The sequence below is a fragment of the Pseudomonas sp. PP3 genome, assembly GCF_905336995.1.
Classification (GTDB): Bacteria; Pseudomonadota; Gammaproteobacteria; order Pseudomonadales; family Pseudomonadaceae; genus Aquipseudomonas; species Aquipseudomonas reinekei.
Window position 1 is genome coordinate 3,681,527 of sequence record NZ_HG995459.1, and the last position, 15,828, is coordinate 3,697,354.

General features: G+C 62.0%; 15 protein-coding genes. 3 read left to right on the plus strand and 12 right to left on the minus strand.

All coding sequences use genetic code 11. The annotated features are described in order from the left end of the window. Nucleotides 1-6: 6 nt before the first annotated feature. Nucleotides 7-1,497, minus strand: coding sequence for an aldehyde dehydrogenase family protein (locus KHO07_RS16610; protein WP_150732506.1), 1,491 nt, complete (start codon nucleotides 1,495-1,497; stop codon nucleotides 7-9). Between the two features lie 136 nt (nucleotides 1,498-1,633). Further along, nucleotides 1,634-2,023, minus strand: coding sequence for a c-type cytochrome (locus tag KHO07_RS16615; RefSeq protein ID WP_212624917.1), 390 nt, complete (start codon nucleotides 2,021-2,023; stop codon nucleotides 1,634-1,636). Between the two features lie 282 nt (nucleotides 2,024-2,305). Here KHO07_RS16615 and KHO07_RS16620 point away from each other — a divergent pair, with 282 nt between their 5' ends. Both KHO07_RS16620 and KHO07_RS16625 read left to right on the plus strand, forming a co-directional pair. After that, a complete protein-coding gene (locus KHO07_RS16620) occupies nucleotides 2,306-3,628 on the plus strand; it encodes a hypothetical protein (protein ID WP_212624918.1) in 1,323 nt (440 codons plus the stop codon). Between the two features lie 53 nt (nucleotides 3,629-3,681). Continuing rightward, nucleotides 3,682-5,808 carry a methyl-accepting chemotaxis protein gene (locus tag KHO07_RS16625; RefSeq protein ID WP_212624919.1) on the plus strand — a complete coding sequence of 709 codons (2,127 nt, stop codon included), beginning with the start codon at nucleotides 3,682-3,684 and terminating at the stop codon, nucleotides 5,806-5,808. Between the two features lie 293 nt (nucleotides 5,809-6,101). On the opposite strand, the gene hpaC is transcribed toward KHO07_RS16625, so the two are convergent. After that, nucleotides 6,102-6,611 (minus strand): 4-hydroxyphenylacetate 3-monooxygenase, reductase component, encoded by a 510-nt coding sequence (hpaC, locus tag KHO07_RS16630; protein ID WP_150732497.1) that lies wholly within the window; start codon nucleotides 6,609-6,611, stop codon nucleotides 6,102-6,104. 259 nt (nucleotides 6,612-6,870) lie between these two features. Here hpaC and KHO07_RS16635 point away from each other — a divergent pair, with 259 nt between their 5' ends. Next, the gene (locus KHO07_RS16635; RefSeq protein ID WP_150733148.1) at nucleotides 6,871-7,500 is read left to right on the plus strand and encodes a response regulator; all 630 of its coding nucleotides are present in this window, start codon (nucleotides 6,871-6,873) and stop codon (nucleotides 7,498-7,500) included. 152 nt (nucleotides 7,501-7,652) lie between these two features. On the opposite strand, the gene feaR is transcribed toward KHO07_RS16635, so the two are convergent. The 9 genes from feaR to KHO07_RS16680 form a co-directional block, all read right to left on the minus strand. Then, nucleotides 7,653-8,573 (minus strand): transcriptional regulator FeaR, encoded by a 921-nt coding sequence (feaR, locus tag KHO07_RS16640; RefSeq protein ID WP_212624920.1) that lies wholly within the window; start codon nucleotides 8,571-8,573, stop codon nucleotides 7,653-7,655. Nucleotides 8,574-8,725: 152 nt separating this feature from the next. After that, nucleotides 8,726-9,676 carry a PDR/VanB family oxidoreductase gene (locus tag KHO07_RS16645; protein ID WP_212624921.1) on the minus strand — a complete coding sequence of 317 codons (951 nt, stop codon included), beginning with the start codon at nucleotides 9,674-9,676 and terminating at the stop codon, nucleotides 8,726-8,728. 170 nt (nucleotides 9,677-9,846) lie between these two features. Beyond that, nucleotides 9,847-10,587, minus strand: coding sequence for an SDR family NAD(P)-dependent oxidoreductase (locus KHO07_RS16650; protein WP_150732494.1), 741 nt, complete (start codon nucleotides 10,585-10,587; stop codon nucleotides 9,847-9,849). A gap of 10 nt (nucleotides 10,588-10,597) precedes the next feature. Next, complete coding sequence (locus KHO07_RS16655) at nucleotides 10,598-11,098, minus strand: aromatic-ring-hydroxylating dioxygenase subunit beta (RefSeq protein WP_056853758.1); 501 nt, start codon at nucleotides 11,096-11,098, stop codon at nucleotides 10,598-10,600. After that, nucleotides 11,095-12,378 (minus strand): aromatic ring-hydroxylating dioxygenase subunit alpha, encoded by a 1,284-nt coding sequence (locus KHO07_RS16660; RefSeq protein ID WP_212624922.1) that lies wholly within the window; start codon nucleotides 12,376-12,378, stop codon nucleotides 11,095-11,097. The genes KHO07_RS16655 and KHO07_RS16660 overlap by 4 nt, the downstream gene beginning before the upstream one ends. 23 nt (nucleotides 12,379-12,401) lie before the next feature. After that, entirely contained in the window at nucleotides 12,402-13,550 is a 1,149-nt protein-coding gene (locus tag KHO07_RS16665) for an amidase (RefSeq protein ID WP_150732492.1), read from the minus strand. Continuing rightward, nucleotides 13,547-14,032 (minus strand): nuclear transport factor 2 family protein, encoded by a 486-nt coding sequence (locus KHO07_RS16670; RefSeq protein ID WP_150732491.1) that lies wholly within the window; start codon nucleotides 14,030-14,032, stop codon nucleotides 13,547-13,549. Before KHO07_RS16670 ends, KHO07_RS16665 begins: the two co-directional genes overlap by 4 nt. 3 nt (nucleotides 14,033-14,035) lie before the next feature. Next, entirely contained in the window at nucleotides 14,036-14,407 is a 372-nt protein-coding gene (locus KHO07_RS16675) for a hypothetical protein (protein ID WP_046040355.1), read from the minus strand. A 30-nt stretch (nucleotides 14,408-14,437) separates the two neighbouring features. Beyond that, nucleotides 14,438-15,601 carry an acyl-CoA dehydrogenase family protein gene (locus KHO07_RS16680; RefSeq protein WP_212624923.1) on the minus strand — a complete coding sequence of 388 codons (1,164 nt, stop codon included), beginning with the start codon at nucleotides 15,599-15,601 and terminating at the stop codon, nucleotides 14,438-14,440. Nucleotides 15,602-15,828 lie beyond the last annotated feature (227 nt).

Consider the following 15,828-nt stretch of genomic DNA (forward strand, 5'->3'; position numbering starts at 1 on the left):
CACTGGTCAGTGGGCGATGCACACCGACTTGAGCTCGGTGTAAGCCTCGATCACCGCACGTCCGAACTCGCGGCCCATGCCCGATTGCTTGACCCCACCGAACGGCATTGCCGGGTCCAGCAGCACGTGGGCGTTGACCCACACCGTACCGGCTTCGATGCGTGGCACCAGGTTCATGGCTTTGCCCAGGTCGTTGGTCCACAGGCTGGCGGCCAGGCCGTAGCGGTTGTCGTTGGCCAATTCGATTACCGCGTCTTCATCGTCGAACGGCATCACGCCCAGCACCGGGCCGAACACCTCTTCGCGGGCCACGGCCATGCTGTGGTTGATGTCGGCCAGAATGGTCGGCTGCACAAAGAACCCGTCACCTTCCAGCAACTCGCCACCGGTCACCACGCGTGCCCCTTCCTTGCGGGCCAGCTCGATGTGCTTGAGCACGCTCTGCTGTTGTTTGCGCGATACCAGCGGGTTGATTGCCGCGTCGCAGTTCATGCCGTCGCCAATGGGCATCGACGAGACAGCAGCCGCAAGGGCATCAACAAACTTGTCGTGAATCGAGCGATGCACATAGAAACGCGAAGCCGCCGCGCACACCTGGCCATTGTTCAGCAGGCCGCCGAGAATTGCGCCCTGCACGGCTTTTTCGATGTCGGCATCGGCGAGCACGATCATCGGGTTTTTCCCGCCCAGTTCCAGGGAGAAACGCGTCATGTTTTCCATGCACGCCACGCCAACGCTCTTGCCCACGGCGGTGGACCCGGTGAACGACACTTTGCTCACCAGCGGATGCGAAGTCAGCACGCCACCCACCGAAGCTCCACCGCCGGTGACGACGTTGAACACCCCCGCCGGAATACCCGCTTCGAGCGCCAGTTCGGCCAGGCGCATGGCAGTCAACGGGGTTTCCATCGCCGGTTTGATGATGACGGTGCAACCGGTGGCCAGCGCCGGCATCAGTTTCCAGGCCGCAATCAGCAGCGGGAAGTTCCACGGCACGATACCGACCACCACGCCCACCGGCTCACGCTTGGTGAACGCGGTGAACCTGGCACCCGGTGGCAGCGGAATCGACACGTCGAAGGTCTGGCCTTCGATCTTGGTCGCCCAGCCGGACATGTAGCGCATGAATTCCACGGTCGCGTTCAAATCCAGCGCGCGGGCCATGTTGATCGACTTGCCCTGGCTCAGGGTTTCCAGCTGCGCCAGCTCTTCAGCGTGCTCCTCCACCAGGCGGGTGAAATTCAGCAGGATGCGTTCACGGTCGGCCGGACGCAGGCTCGACCAGACGCCGGACTTGAACGCCTTGTGCGACGACTGCACGGCACGCTCGACGACTTCCAGTGGCGCATCGAGGGTTTCGCACAAGGTCTGCCCGGTGGCCGGGTTGACCACGGCAATGCTGTCGCCTTCGGCAAACACCCATTGCCCGTCGATGAAGCAGCCATGACGGCGATCGAGGAAGGCAGCCACCTGCGGCAGGATTTCAACGTTGTTCATAAATCACCTTTTTATTCAGATGTAGAAGCAGGCTTGCCGGCGAATGCGCCTTCACGGGCACTGCAATATTCAAGGCCGCCTTCGCTGGCAGGCCAGCTCCCACAGGGATTGGTTGGTCAGAAAATTAACCAGCCGCTTAATGTTGTTCTTTGAGGAAGCACACAACCGCTTGGCGATCGTCCGCCGAGGCCATGCCCATGTAGGGCATGTAGGTGCCAGGCACGTAGGCCTGGGGTTGGGTGATCAGTTGTTCGATGTTCTCGGCTTGCCAGTCGATGTTCTTGTTGCGCATGGCCTGTGAATAGTTGAAGCCTTCCAGTGAGCCGGACTTGCGCCCGACCACACCCGCCAGGTTCGGACCCATCATGCCGGCCGCGCCTTTGGCCACGGCATGGCAAACCCCGCATTCATTGGCAAACACTTCGGCGCCCCGGCTTTGCACCGGTGAGCAATCGGCAGCCAGCGCGGCTTGAGCCAGGGTCAATGACAGCAAACCGATAAGGGGCAAACGCAGGGTGGTGAACATAAGAAAACGCCCTTGAAAATCCACGCGCTCGCCAGCCAGCGAACGCCAACACTGAAAGTGCCGGGGCAGCGGTGCACCGGCAGGTTGAGAGGGATTGTGGGCGGTCGCTGGCCGACAGGTTTTGCCCTGCGTGCCAGTTGTGTTGGCGGTTGTGCCAAACCGATCAATCTGGCATGCACAACCAACTAATTGGCAAACAGGCAAAAGGCTCGAAAAAAGGCGCGACTTAGTATCCGGGCAGACCGCAAACCTGCGCTCAAGAACAAGAACGGATGTCCTGCCATGCTCAAGTCCCCCTTGCTTCGACTCTCTTCGCTCGCGCTGATGATCAGCGCCGGTCAGGCCGGAGCCTATGAACTCTACGCCGATGACGACAGTCACCTGAACGCCACCTTGGAAGCGGTATTCGGCGTTTTCCACAGTCAGGAAAATTACGCCCTGTCGGGACGTCTCGATGAAGGTTCTTCGTCGTGGCGCGAGGGCTACATCAAATACGGTTTGAGTTTCGACCAGGGCCTGGGCGGTGTGGGTACCGCGTACGGCGCGGCGAACATGCTCAGCTCCGGCACTTGGGGCGACGGCGATGCGGCCGGCTTCAGCGACGGTTCGGAACGCACCACCAGGTTCGAAGACGCCTACCTCGGCTGGCGCTCGGCTGACCTGTTTCCGGTGCTGGGTGCCGACGGCATCGACCTGTCTTTCGGTCGGCAGAACGTCGTCGTCGGCGACGGCTTCCTGATCAATGGCGACGCCCTGAACCTCGGCAAAGGCCTGGCCGACGGCGAGTTCAATCGCGGTGGCGCCTACTGGCTGGCCGCGCGCAAGGCCTTCGACGAAACCGCCGTGTTGCGCATCGGTGGCAAGGAAGGCTGGCGCGGCGACCTGATGTGGTTGAAGTCCAACAACCGCGCCCAGGCCATGACCGAAATGTACGTTGGCACCCTGGAGCACGTGTCTGAAGCCGGCACCGTTGGCGTGACCTACGTCGACACCAAAGACATCGACGAACAGTACGCGTCCCCTGCGCAACTCGAACGCGACGGCATGAAGACCTACAGCCTGCGTGCGACCGGCAATGCCGGGGTCAAAGATCTATTCCTGTCCGGTGAATACGCCAAGCAGGACAAACCTCACACCGCCACCGAGGACGCCTGGTATCTGGAGGCCGGCTGGACCTTTTCCGAAGCCCCATGGACGCCGTATGCCGGCTACCGCTACAGCCGCTTTTCGGAAGGCTATGACACGCTGTTCTACGGTTTCAGTCGTGGCTTCGGTACCTGGTTCCAGGGTGAAGTGGCGGGTAACTACGCCGGCCCGTTCAACACCAACTCGCGCATCCAGCAGCTCAAGTTCACTGTCTCGCCACTGGAAAACCTGACCGTGGGCGCGATGTACTTCAACTTCGACACCATCGACCGCGACCTGGGCAACACCGATGGCCACGAAATCGACCTGTATGCCGAATGGCACCTCAACGACCACATCACGGTGATGCCGCTGGTTGGCCTGTTCCAGCCGGACAAGAGCGCCGATCAGGGCGGCACGCAGTTGGGCAACAACGACAAGAACCTCTATAGCCAGCTGATTTTCGCCACCACTTTCTAAGCCATAACGGGGCAGTGGCGCATCCACTGCCCCCATGGAAAAAGGCTTTTCCAATGCGCAAAACATTCCTTACGATCCAGAGCAAGATCGCCCTGCTCGCCGGTCTCTGTCTGTTGTTGGTGGTCGGTTTGCTGATGGGCTTGTCGCTCTATCAGACGCACAAAAGCAGCCGGCAAGTGGCCGAGGCCAGCGGCGAAATGCTCGCCGACGCCGCCAGGGAACACATGCAGGCGCTGGGCAAAGTCCAGGCCATGCAGGTGCAACGCACCTTCATGCAAACCCACGAGTTCGGCCAGGGGTTGTCGCGGTATTTGCTCTACCTCAGGCAACTCCAGCACCAGGGCCGACTGAGCGCCCCACAACTGCGCCAGGAGCTGAATACCCAGCTTCATCAGGCCCTGATCGACAAGCCCGACCTGCTCGGGCTTTACGTCATTTTTGAACCCGATGCGCTGGACGGCGCCGACACCGGTTTCGCCAATCAGGCCGAATTGGGCAGCAACGAAAACGGGCGATTCTCGTTGTACTGGGTGCAGAGCAAACCCGGCGAACTCCAGGCCGTGATCGGTGACGAAGGCTTGCTGGCCAACACCGAACCCGGGCCGAGCGGCGCGCCGTATAACGCCTTCTACACCTGCGCCCGTGACACCCGTCAGGCTTGCGTGCTGGATCCGTACTTCGACGAAGCCTCCGGCAGCCGCAAACTGGTGACCAGCGTCGCCTTCCCGCTGCTGGAAAACGGCAAGGTCATCGCCGTGGTCGGCCTCGACATCAACCTCGCCGCCCTGCAAAAGAACAGCGAAGCCAGTGCGTTTGAACTGTTCGATGGCCACGGTCAAATCAGCATCGTCAGCCCCAGAGGCGTGATCTCCGCCGACAGTCAGAATGTGAGCCGACTCGGCCAACCGATGGACAACGCCGAGGTGATGGAGGCTTTGCGTCAGGGCCAGCCAAAGGTGTTTGTCGACTCGCAACAGATCAAGGTGCTCGAACCGCTGCCACCGATTGCCGACGCCGCACCGTGGGGCGTGTTGGTGGGCGTGCCGCAAGAGGTGTTGCTGGCGCCCGTAACCACTCTGCAAAAGGAACTCGACGCCCAAGGCGTGCAAAGCACTGCGCTGGAACTGTTGCTCGGCGGCGGCTCGGCGTTGCTCGGCCTGTTGTTGATCGGGTACACCGCCCGGCGCATTACCCGGCCGTTGCAGGTGCTGACGCGGGTCATGGAGGACATTTCCCTCGGCGAAGGCGACCTGACCCGTCGCCTGCACGTGCAATCGCGGGATGAGATTGGCCAACTGGCGACGGCGTTCAACCGTTTCGTCGAACGTATTCACCAGTCGATGCGCGAGGTGTCGTCGGCAGCCCACGGCGTCAACGAAGGCGCCCGACGGGTGCTGGAGGCGTCCAACTCATCACTGAGCAATTTCGACGACCAATACAGCCGCACCAACAGCGTGGCCGCGGCCATCAATCAGTTGGGCGCCGCCGCACAAGAGATCGCGCATAACGCCTCCGACGCCTCGCACCAGGCGTCCGCCGCACGGCAACAAGCCGAGGACGGGCGCCAGGTAGTGCAACGCACGATCGAGGTGATGAATGAACTGTCGGGCAAGATCAGTGCGTCCTGCGCCAACATCGAAGTGCTCAACGACAAGACGGTGAACATCGGGCAGATCCTCGAAGTGATCAAGGGTATCTCTCAGCAAACCAACCTGCTGGCGCTCAACGCCGCCATTGAAGCGGCACGCGCCGGTGAAGCAGGACGCGGTTTTGCCGTCGTAGCGGACGAAGTGCGCAGCCTCGCCGGACGCACCCAGGCCTCAGCGCTGGAGATCCAGCAGATGATCGAAGAACTGCAAGTCGGCGCCCGGGACTCGGTCACCACCATGACCGAAAGCCAGCAGCACAGCGAAGAAAGCGTCACCATCGCCAACCTCGCCGGCACCCGCCTGGGCAGCGTCACACAGCGCATCGGCGAGATCGACAACGTCAACCAGTCCGTCGCCGCTGCAACGGAAGAACAGACGACGGTGGTCGAAGCGCTGAATGTCGACATCACCCGGATCAACACGTTGAACCAGCAAGGCGTGGAGAATTTGCAGGCGACGTTGCGGGCTTGTACCGAGTTGGAGCAACAGGCTGGGCGGTTGAATCTGCTGGTGGGGAGTTTTCGGATCTGAGGATGATGTTGCCTGTTAGTCCGCCATCGCGAGCAAGCTTGCTCCTACAGGGGGTTGTGGGAGCCAGCCTGCTGGCGATGACGGTGGCACATTCAACAGCTCCCGCGCCTGACACACCGCCACATTTGCAACAGTCACTGCAAATACAAAAACACCTGTGGCGAGGGAGCTTGCTCCCGCTGGGCTGCGAAGCGGCCCCAAAACCAGTCAACGCGGTTATCCAGATGAACCGCATTGCCGGGAATTACGACTGCTTCGCAGCCGAACGGGAGCAAGCTCCCTCGCCACAAGCCTCAAGCCGCGCTGGCATGCTCGACGCGATGGAACAGGCGGTTGAAATACACCAGGCTGTCGCGCGGCTCGCGCACGCCCACCTTCGTCAGTTCCACGAACATCACCGAATGCGAACCCACTTCCTTGCACTCGCTGATCCGCCCTTCCAACTGCACCAGGGCGTCGCGCAGCACCGGCACGTCGGCCGCGCCGTCGTCCCACAGGTCCCAGGCAAAGCGTTCTTCCATCGGCACTTTGGTCATGCCGGCGAAGTGGCGGGCCAACTCTTCCTGTTCGCCACACAGCACGTTGACGCACAGATGGCCGTTGGCGCGGAACACGTCGTGGGTGGCGCTGTTGCGGTTGACGCACACCAGCACGGTCGGTGGCGAGTCGGTCACCGAGCACACGGCGCTGGCAGTAATGCCGCAACGACCGCCAGGGCCGTTGGTGGTGATGATGTTCACCGCAGCAGGCAGCTGCGCCATGGCGTTGCGAAAGTCGATTTGCTGCTGGCTCAAGTCGGCCATGTCGATGCCCCTTCCTTCAGGAGGACCGCCATCGTGCGGCCCGTAGGTGATGGAACAAGACTAAGACGCCGGCCGCGGCGCAACCATTCTGACGATCCCCATGATGAGGTTGGGTTTCCGCTAGTCGACTAGGTGGTTTCTTTATCGCAAGGGCCGGCGACAGTGGGTATCCTGCGCAGAGGCTCCAGAAAGATGAGCCGATGCGTGCCGCGCGTTCGCGTGCGAAAACAATAATTAGAAGACTTTCGTGGCAGCCCTGATGGAAACCCGCAAACCGATTGTTTACATCGTTGACGACGACAAGGATCTGCGCACTTCGCTGGCGTGGCTGCTGGAGTCCGTCAGTGTGCAGGCGCAGTGCTTTGCCGGCGCCGAAGAATTCCTCAGCCAATACGACCCCCAGCAGCCCGCCTGCCTGGTGCTCGACGTGCGCATGCCGGAGACCAGCGGTTTCCAGTTGCAGGAGATCCTCAATCAGCGCGGCAGCACCCTGCCAACCATCTTCGTTTCGGCCCATGGCGACATTCCGATGTCGGTCACGGCGATGAAGAACGGTGCGCTGGACTTCGTCGAGAAGCCCTACAACCCGCAACAGATGATCGACCGCATCCAGGCCGCGTTGAAGACCGCGGTGCATGCTCAGGCCGATCAGCAGCAGCGACAGAACCTGCAAGGCAAACTGGCGTTGTTGACCAGCCGTGAGCGGGAAGTGCTGATGCTGGTGATCGATGGCAAGGCCAGCAAGGTCATCGCCCGCGAGCTGAACATCAGCGTGAAGACCGTTGACGTGCATCGCACCAAGATCAAGGAAAAGATGGGTGTGACCAGCATCGCCATGCTGGTGCGCGAAGTGCTGCATTTGCCGGTGGATGAGCCGGTGCGGCACTGAGGGATTTGTGGCGGCCATTCGGCCGCCATCGCTAGCAGGCTAGCTCCCACAGTGGATCTCCAGCGAACACAAAATCTGCGCGCGGCAAAAATCCCTGTGGGAGCTAGCCTGCCAGCGATGAGGACGGCAAGTTCAACATCAATGCCGGCGGATCAGATCTGGCTATACCGCTTGCGATAAGCCCCCGGCGACACGCCGAAGCGCGATTTGAACGCCGACGAGAAGTAGCTGGAATCCGAGAACCCCCACGCATAACACAAGGCCGAGAGCTTCTGCTCGACATCGGCGCGGCGCAGGTTTTCCGCGCAGAAGTCCAGGCGGCGGTGCTTGATGTATTGCGCCACCACCAGGCCGCGCTTGGAGAACATCCGGTACAGGCCTCGCACCGAAACGCCGACCTCACGGGCAATCAGCTCGGGACAGAGTTCTTCGTCGCTGATGTGCTGGTCGATGAACGCGATGATCTTGCGAAATTGCCGTTCATGGGAATCGCCGCCGCTGTCCTGGGCGCTGATGCCCGGCAGCAACAGGCTGGCCAGGGCATCGAGTACGGCTTCGCTTTCCTGCATGTCCAGGCCTTCCTGCTGACGGGTCTCCAACACTAGCTTGTTGGCCATCGACGCGAGGGGGCTGCTGGCGGCGATCCGAGTGGCGCAATTGACCCCATTGAAATGCGACCCACGCTCGACCACCTGCCGCGGAAGAATCAGCGACAGCTGTCGGCAATCGTCGTTGTAGATCATGTCGCTCGGGCGGCTGGCGTCGATCAGGGCGATGTCGCCACAGCCCAGTTGTGCGCGGTGGTCGCCCTGCTCCAGTCGCGAGCTGCCGCGCATCTGGAACACCGCGTAATAATGGCCGTCGCTGCTGGTGCTGACATCCTTGCTGGTGCGGTACAAATGCACGTGCGCCATGTCGACCACACTGAGGTTGATCGCGCCGCTGCGAAACTCCGCCAGTTCGCCGTAGAAATCAGTGTCCAGCGCCCGGGCATCGAAACGCCCACAGGCCTGGTTCACCTGGCTCAACCAACTTTCGAACGCCTCGTTGCGCACCGCCGATGCTGTAGTCATGTCCGCAAAGCCTCACGTTTTTGTTGTTATTTTTCCACCGCTTCATCGAGCGGTTCGGTAACACGGTTATATCTGAAAACCATCGCCTCCCTCGATGGCCGTCGGGCGCCATTCAACAGGCTCCGGCGTCAGCTTTCCAGTGAAGAAAGCGCTTAGATGTCCAATACCAGACGAGCGGAAAGTGCCCGGGAAACGCAGGCGCAAATCTGCTTGTTGGAGGCCTTTTCCTTGTTGGAAAGGCAGTTGTCGCGATGTTCCGGCACACCGTCCAGCACCTCGACGATGCACGTGCCGCAGATGCCTTCGCGGCACTCGGTATCGATGTCGCAACCATGGGCCTGCAACACATCGACCAGGCTAGTGTTGGCCGGCACTTGCAGCACCACGCCTGAGCTGGCCAGTTCGACTTCGAAGGTGCCGGCCGGGGCGCTGTTGGCGGCCGGGTCTGCGGCAAAGTGCTCGAGGTGGATCGAATCGTCAGGGCGACTGCGGGACGCCACTTCCACCACTTTGTTCATGAACGGCGCCGGACCGCAGGTGTAGACGTGGGCCGCCGGATTGGCGCGCGCCAGGCATGCGCTCAAGGCGCCGTCCAGATCCGCAGGCTCGATGCCGTAGTGGAACTCGACATGGTCGGCAAAATGGGTCGCCAACAGCTCGGCAAATGCAGCGTATTGCGCCGAACGCGCGAAATAATGCAGGCGATACGGCTGGCCGCTTTCCGCCAGTCGATACGCCATGCTCAGCAGCGGCGTCACACCGATACCGGCGGCGAACAGCACATGTTCGCGGGCACTTTCATCGAGACGGAACAGGTTGCGCGGCGCCCCCATTTCCAGCTCCATGCCCTCTTCCACTTGCTCGTGCAGCGCCAGCGAGCCACCGCGAGACTGCGCTTCTTTCTTCACCGCCACCAGATAGGCGCGGCGGTCCTGGGGCGGGCTGCACAGCGAATACTGGCGGGTTACGCCGGTCGGCCCGGTCAGGTCGACGTGGGCGCCCGGCTCATAGGTGTCGAGCGGCTGGCCGTCACTGCGCACGAGGCGAAAGGAGCGGATATCCAGCGCTTCGTCGACGATCCTTTCGATCTTCACCTTCATCATTGCATCACCTGAATACTGTTGTTTCGGTTAAGTCATGGGTCTGGCACAGCTTTTGTGGCGAGGGAGCCTGCTCCCGCTCGATTGCGCAGCAATCGCAAAATATTCGGTGTTGCTGAAAACGTTGGGGCCGCTTCGCAGCCCAGCGCGAGCAAGCTCGCTCGCCACAATTTTCAGCGCATGAACAAGCCGCCGTTGACGTCCAGGCACGCGCCGGTTACGGAGGTGGCGTTGTCGGCGATCAACAGCAGCACGCTGTCGGCAATGAACGCCGGGTCGCCGAGGGTGCCGGCCGGGATCATTTTCAGGATCTGTTCCAGACGCTCCGGGGCCACCGTTTCGCGCACCACCGGCAAGTCCAGCGGACCGGGCGAAATGCTGTTCACGGTCACGCCTTGCGGCGCCAGTTCACGGGCGAAGACCTTGGTCAGGGTCGCCACGCCACCCTTGGCGGCCGCGTAATGTGCGCCGGTGGCGGTGCCGCCGTTCTGCCCGGCCAGGGACGCGATGTTGACGATGCGCCCGAAGCCACGCTCGGCGAAGTGCGCGCCGAACACCTGGCAAGCGACAAAGGTGCCGCGCAGGTTGATCGCCATCGACTCGTCGAACTCTTCCGGCGTGATATCCATCAGCGCTGCAACCTTCGACACCCCAGCGTTGTTCACCAGAATGTCAGTGCCGCCCCAGCGCTCGGCAAGCAGATCCCGCGCCTGCTGGAACGCCACTTTGCTGCGCACGTCGAGCTCGATGGCCATGGCGCTGGCGCCGCTGCTATCGAGTTCCAACGCCAGACGTTGCACGCCTTCGAGGCGCACGTCCGCCAGGCCGACGCGATAACCCGCCGCATGCAGACGACGGGCGATGCACTCGCCCAGTCCGCGCGAGGCACCCGTTACAAGGGCTACTCGACTCATGATGGTGTCCTCACAAAAGGAAGCCGAGCGCGCTCAGGCTGTCGGTGGAGTTGATCAGGCGCACCACTTTGCGCTCCAGTGACGGCACGCCATCGGTGAAACGAATGCGGTGATTGAGGTCGGCCACAAACGGTGTGTGCACGCCGCGTTTGTAGGCGTACAGCAACTGCGCGGAATTCACTTCGACGATGTCCCCGGCCGCTTCCACCAGACGGAAACGCGAAACCGTGCGGATGGTTTTCGCCGCATCCACCGCCGACGGCGAGTAGCCGGCGGTCAGGCGTTCGATGCGCAGATCACGCATGCGTGCATCGTCGTAGGCGTAGTTGAGGGTCGCTTCGAAATCTTCGGTGTCCGGGTCGATCGGCACAATGTACTTGCCACTTTCGCTCCACAGGGTCGCCCATTCGGCGTAGTGCTTGTGGTCGAGCAGTTCGGCTTCGCGCCAGATGAACTCGATGGCTTGGGCCAACGGGCCGGAAAAACCGTTCAGGGTGTCGTGATTGCTCATTGGCTCATCATCCTTTTCCACATGTCGTAGGCACCGCGCATGCCGCCTTCATCGGTGGCGTGGCTGACTTTGTCGCCGTTTTCGGCAGTGATTTCGCGGTTCAGGCCGCGGTTGACCAGGATCGGCGCGTCGACACCGGCGTACGAACCACGCTGCACGCGGTCCCAGGCTTCGGCGTCGTCAGGGCTGCCGAAACCGAACGGGCCCTGGAAGTGTTCGTGAATGCGCATGCGTTCGCGGTTGGCGATTTCCGGGCCGCCGTCCATGCCCAGGGCCACGTGGCGGATCTCGGTTTCGGTGACCGACACCGGGCGCAGTACGCGGAAGAACGACATCGACATCGCCACGTTGGGGAACAGGTTCAGGTTGAAACCGGCGCCGTGCAGCGAGCGCACGATGCGACGGACCTGATCGGCCGGCATCGTTTTCGACAGTTCTTCGGTGACGTGGGCGAAACGCTCTTGCAGCTGTTCGGTGCCGTCGTCGTGATCGAGATCGACGTGCTCCGGCACCATGACCATCACACTGTGGCCGTTACCCAGCGAGTGGGTCACGGCTTGTTCGTCGGTCATGAACGAGAGCATTTCCGAGGTTTCTTCATCCACCGACGACATGAACGACTTGTGCACGATCGGGAAGTGATAACCGTCGGTGGTGTTTTCCAGCTGGATCTTCCAGTTGCCCTTGAAGCTGAACTTGTGTTCGCCCTGGGTCTTGATCGGGTAACCGGCGCCCTGCTTCATGAACAGGTCCATCCAGTGCTTGGCGCCGCCGAGGAAGTCTTCCAGCGGTTCGATCTCGTCGTTGTAGCTGGCGAAGACCATGCCGGCATAGCTTTCCACACGCAGGCTGGTCAGCGGCAGTTCCGACTTTTCCAGAATGCCTTCGTAGCCATCCGGATATGGCAGCGCCCGCAACTTGCCATCCAGGCCATAGGACCAGCTGTGGTACGGGCAGGTAAAACCGGTGGCGTTGCCCTTGTGCTTCTCGCACACGGTGGCGCCACGGTGGCGGCAGCGGTTTTCCAGCACGTTGATGGTGTTCTTCTTGTCGCGAACAACGATCACCGGGCGACGGCCAATGGTGGCGGTCTTGAAGTCGCCGCTGTTGCGCACTTCGCTTTCGTGGGCAACCCACACCCAGGTGCGGTAGAAAATCTTTTCCAGCTCGGCTTCGAACAGCGCCGGGTCGTTGTACAGCGAGACGTCGACGCGGTCATGCTGGACCAGCTCTTCAGGGCTTTTCGACGTCGCGATCAGCTGATATTCATGAGTGCTCATGCGGTTCTCCTCATGGCTTCTTTTTATGATTTGTTTTTAGCGCCGGCGCGTTCACCGGCCATGCTTTGTTGCAGCTGCGCACCGAAGGCGCAGACTTGTTCGTCCTGCCCCTTGCGGCCAACGATCTGCAGTCCGACCTTCAGCCCGCCGCAATCGAGTTCCACCGGTACCGTCAGGGCCGGGTGGCCGCTGAGGTTGAACGGCCGCACCAGCGGGGTCATGCCGGCCACGGCTTTGCTGCCGGCGCGGGCTTCGCTGAGGGTTGGCGGCAGGGTCGGCAGCGTCGGCAACAGCAACACGGCAAAGTCTTCCAGCGCCGCATCCACTTGTTGGGTGAATGCGGTGCGCACGGCTTCGGCCTGGGCCAGGTCTTCGCGGGTGGTGCGGCTGGCCGCCAGCAGGCGTGTTTCCACATCAGCGCCGATCAGGCCCTTGCCGGTCAGATGACCGAAGGCCGCCCAGTTTTCAAAATTGATCACGGTCAGGCCGGCAGCGAATGCCGCTTCGAACTCGCTCAGGTGCAGGTGGCTGCGAAGCCAGCCGGCACGGTCGGCGGCGGCACCCAGGCAGGCTTTCAAGTGCGGGTCGCAGGCCACGTCGAGGAAACCGACCTTGGCGCCTTCGCCTGGCACGCCTTGAGCGATAAAGCCCGGGCAGATCACCTGCATCGCCGCGATCAGGTCAGCCATGGATCTGGCGAACGGCCCGACGCAATCGAGGCTCGATTCCAGCGGATGCGCACCGACGCGGCTGACCCGACCGTAAGTCGGCTTGAGCCCGGCCACGCCACAGCACGCGGCCGGCACCCGCACCGAACCACCGGTGTCGGTGCCGATGGCGATGTCCGCCAGGCCTGCGGCGACGGCGGATGCCGAACCGCTGGACGAGCCGCCCGGCACGCGATCCGGTGCTTGCGGGTTGATCGGTGTGCCGGTCCAGTCGTTGATCCCGGTGACGCCGAAGGCCAGTTCATGCAGGTTGGTCTTGCCGACGATCTGCCAGCCAGCGTCGAGGATCGCGTCGACCACTTCGGCGTTTTTGCTGGCGGCGGGTGCCTCGGCAAACGCACGGCTGCCCGAACGGGTCGGATGGCCGGCGATGTCGATGGAATCCTTGATAGCCACGCGTTTACCGCTGCCACCGAGCAGAAATTCGCTGATGAAAGTACTCATGCATCCGCCTCTGTGATGGAAAGCCCCGTATTGAACAGCCGTTGCGTGCGGAAATGCGCGATCAGCCAGACCCCGTCGACACAACGAAAATCGATGTTCAAACGGGTGCCGAACAACTCGCTGCGGCCATCGGCATAGGTGGAAATCTGCTGCATGATCCATTGCCCTTGCGCCCCGCTGCCGTCAACCACGATCGACTCGCTGGTGAGGTAATGCAGGTTCAGCTTGAAATGATCGGACGGCGGCAGATAACCGCCGACAAACGCCGCCACCGCCTCACGCCCACGGTGTTGACCGAAGGTCTGTGCGGTCTGGGTGCCGAGGCCTTCCCAGATCGCATCTTCGGTGAACAATTGCGCCAACTGACCCAGATGAATCGCCGCCCGCGGCACATCGCACAGGTCCATGTAGCGCGCCATCAAGCGGCGCACGGCACTTTCCCCTTCGAGCGTCGCCAGACGCTGCAGCAAGGCCTCGTTCATGGCTTACACCTTGGCCGCATCAGGGATGGTCAGCGGGCGACCGATGCGCGCTTCGATCTTGGCGTAGCGCCACAGGCTGTATTGGCCGACCGGCGTGGTGCGGAACAGGTTGCAGGCGTCGATCACCGACTGGTGGCAGTCGACGTCGGCCATGATGTAGACGGTCCACGGCGAAGTGGTCGACGGGCCGACCATCAAGCGGTCGTCGTCCATGGCGCCGAGTACGGTGATGCCGGGCATCGCGCCGAGGTCGCCCATCATCTGGCTGAAGCCTTTCCACACGCTCAGGCCTTCACCGGTGGGCAGGTCGAAAAAGTTCTGGGTGATGCCGATGCAGAAGACGACGCGCAATGGTTCCTGGGTAGCTTGGGACATGCTGTTGATCCTTGAAAAAGTAATGAGAATTCAGATGTAGCCGGGGAACGGCGGCACGCCGAGGAACACCGAGCCGGCGCCGTCATACAGGCCTTCGCTGAGGAACGCGTGCTGGGTCACCACCATCGAGTCGCGCAGGTAGCGCTGCAGCGGATGGCGCAGGTAAATGGCGGTGGTCCCCGCCAGGCTGTAAGCGCTTTGCACCACCTCGGCACCGGCCTGGGACACGTGAATGGCGGACAGACGCAGCAGGCTGGTTTGCTCCGGGGTGACCGGGTTGCCTTTAATGATCGAGTTCCATACCTGTTCGGTGGCGTTGTAGAAGAACCCACGGGCAGCAGCGAGCTTGGCTTCGGCCTTGGCGATTTCGATGCGCACGTAAGCGCGATCGGACAGTTTCGGCGCACCGGTGATGCCTGAACCGCCAGCCATGCGGCTGATTTCATCGAGTGCCGCGCGGGCCAGGCCGAGGTTGACCACCGCCAGCACTTGCGCGGCGTAGGCAATCGACGGGTAGCGGAACAGCGGTTCGTCGATGGTCGAGGCACCGCCGCGGATGAAAGTCCAGCGCTCGTCGACGCGCTGGTCGCTCACGCGCAGGTCATGGCTGCCGGTGCCTTTGAGGCCGACCACGTCCCAGTTTTCGACGATCTCTACTTGCTCTGGACGGAACACGGCGGTGCGTGGCTTACCGCCTGCAGCGCCGATGCCGACACCGAGCAGGTCCGCGCCCTTGCAGCCGCTGGCGAATTTCCAGGTGCCGTTGACCTGATAGCCGCCTTCTACAGCCTCCGCCGGTTGCAGCGGGAACAAGCCGCCAGCGAACACCAGGTCCGGGCTTTCGGCGTAGAGTTCAGCCAGGGTTTCCCGTGGCAAAGCGGCGAGGTAAACGCCGGCGCTGCCGAAACTGGCCACCCAGCCCGCCGAGCCGTCGGCTTCGGAGATGCGTTCGATCATTTGCAGGAACAGGTGCGGCGCCAGGGCGTCACCACCGAAGCATTTCGGCGTGGCGGCACGGTAGATGCCCACGTGTTTGAAGCGTTCGATCATGTCCCGTGGCACGTGGGAGCCGGCGTCGAACTCTTCGCGACGCTGGCGCACTTCGTCCAGGACCCGCGCAAAGGCCTGGCTGTCGACACCATTCTCGTCAACGCCGATCGATGCGTCTTGTTGCGCAACCGCTGAACGCAGCATGGGCATTCTCCGTTTTGATTATTGTTAGTGGGCAGCTCCTACCGGGGTGTGGATGCCCTTGCATTGCGGTCCAGTGTAAAAACCGCGTCCCGGCGCCACTATTGGTGCGTGCAGCCCCCGGACTAAAGAAAACCCCTAGGCCGACACCCCATACCTCTGAGCGCGTCTCCATGCGCGAGCAGGTATAAAAAGCCATACTTCTGACTTCACCGGTCGGAACCCTCTGC

Coding starts and splice junctions, on each gene's coding strand:
- KHO07_RS16610 (WP_150732506.1), bottom strand. CDS start 1,497: ATGAACAACGTTGAAATCCTGCCGCAGGTGGCTGCCTTCCTCGATCGC.
- KHO07_RS16615 (WP_212624917.1), bottom strand. CDS start 2,023: ATGTTCACCACCCTGCGTTTGCCCCTTATCGGTTTGCTGTCATTGACC.
- KHO07_RS16620 (WP_212624918.1), top strand. CDS start 2,306: ATGCTCAAGTCCCCCTTGCTTCGACTCTCTTCGCTCGCGCTGATGATC.
- KHO07_RS16625 (WP_212624919.1), top strand. CDS start 3,682: ATGCGCAAAACATTCCTTACGATCCAGAGCAAGATCGCCCTGCTCGCC.
- hpaC (WP_150732497.1), bottom strand. CDS start 6,611: ATGGCCGACTTGAGCCAGCAGCAAATCGACTTTCGCAACGCCATGGCG.
- KHO07_RS16635 (WP_150733148.1), top strand. CDS start 6,871: ATGGAAACCCGCAAACCGATTGTTTACATCGTTGACGACGACAAGGAT.
- feaR (WP_212624920.1), bottom strand. CDS start 8,573: ATGACTACAGCATCGGCGGTGCGCAACGAGGCGTTCGAAAGTTGGTTG.
- KHO07_RS16645 (WP_212624921.1), bottom strand. CDS start 9,676: ATGATGAAGGTGAAGATCGAAAGGATCGTCGACGAAGCGCTGGATATC.
- KHO07_RS16650 (WP_150732494.1), bottom strand. CDS start 10,587: ATGAGTCGAGTAGCCCTTGTAACGGGTGCCTCGCGCGGACTGGGCGAG.
- KHO07_RS16655 (WP_056853758.1), bottom strand. CDS start 11,098: ATGAGCAATCACGACACCCTGAACGGTTTTTCCGGCCCGTTGGCCCAA.
- KHO07_RS16660 (WP_212624922.1), bottom strand. CDS start 12,378: ATGAGCACTCATGAATATCAGCTGATCGCGACGTCGAAAAGCCCTGAA.
- KHO07_RS16665 (WP_150732492.1), bottom strand. CDS start 13,550: ATGAGTACTTTCATCAGCGAATTTCTGCTCGGTGGCAGCGGTAAACGC.
- KHO07_RS16670 (WP_150732491.1), bottom strand. CDS start 14,032: ATGAACGAGGCCTTGCTGCAGCGTCTGGCGACGCTCGAAGGGGAAAGT.
- KHO07_RS16675 (WP_046040355.1), bottom strand. CDS start 14,407: ATGTCCCAAGCTACCCAGGAACCATTGCGCGTCGTCTTCTGCATCGGC.
- KHO07_RS16680 (WP_212624923.1), bottom strand. CDS start 15,601: ATGCTGCGTTCAGCGGTTGCGCAACAAGACGCATCGATCGGCGTTGAC.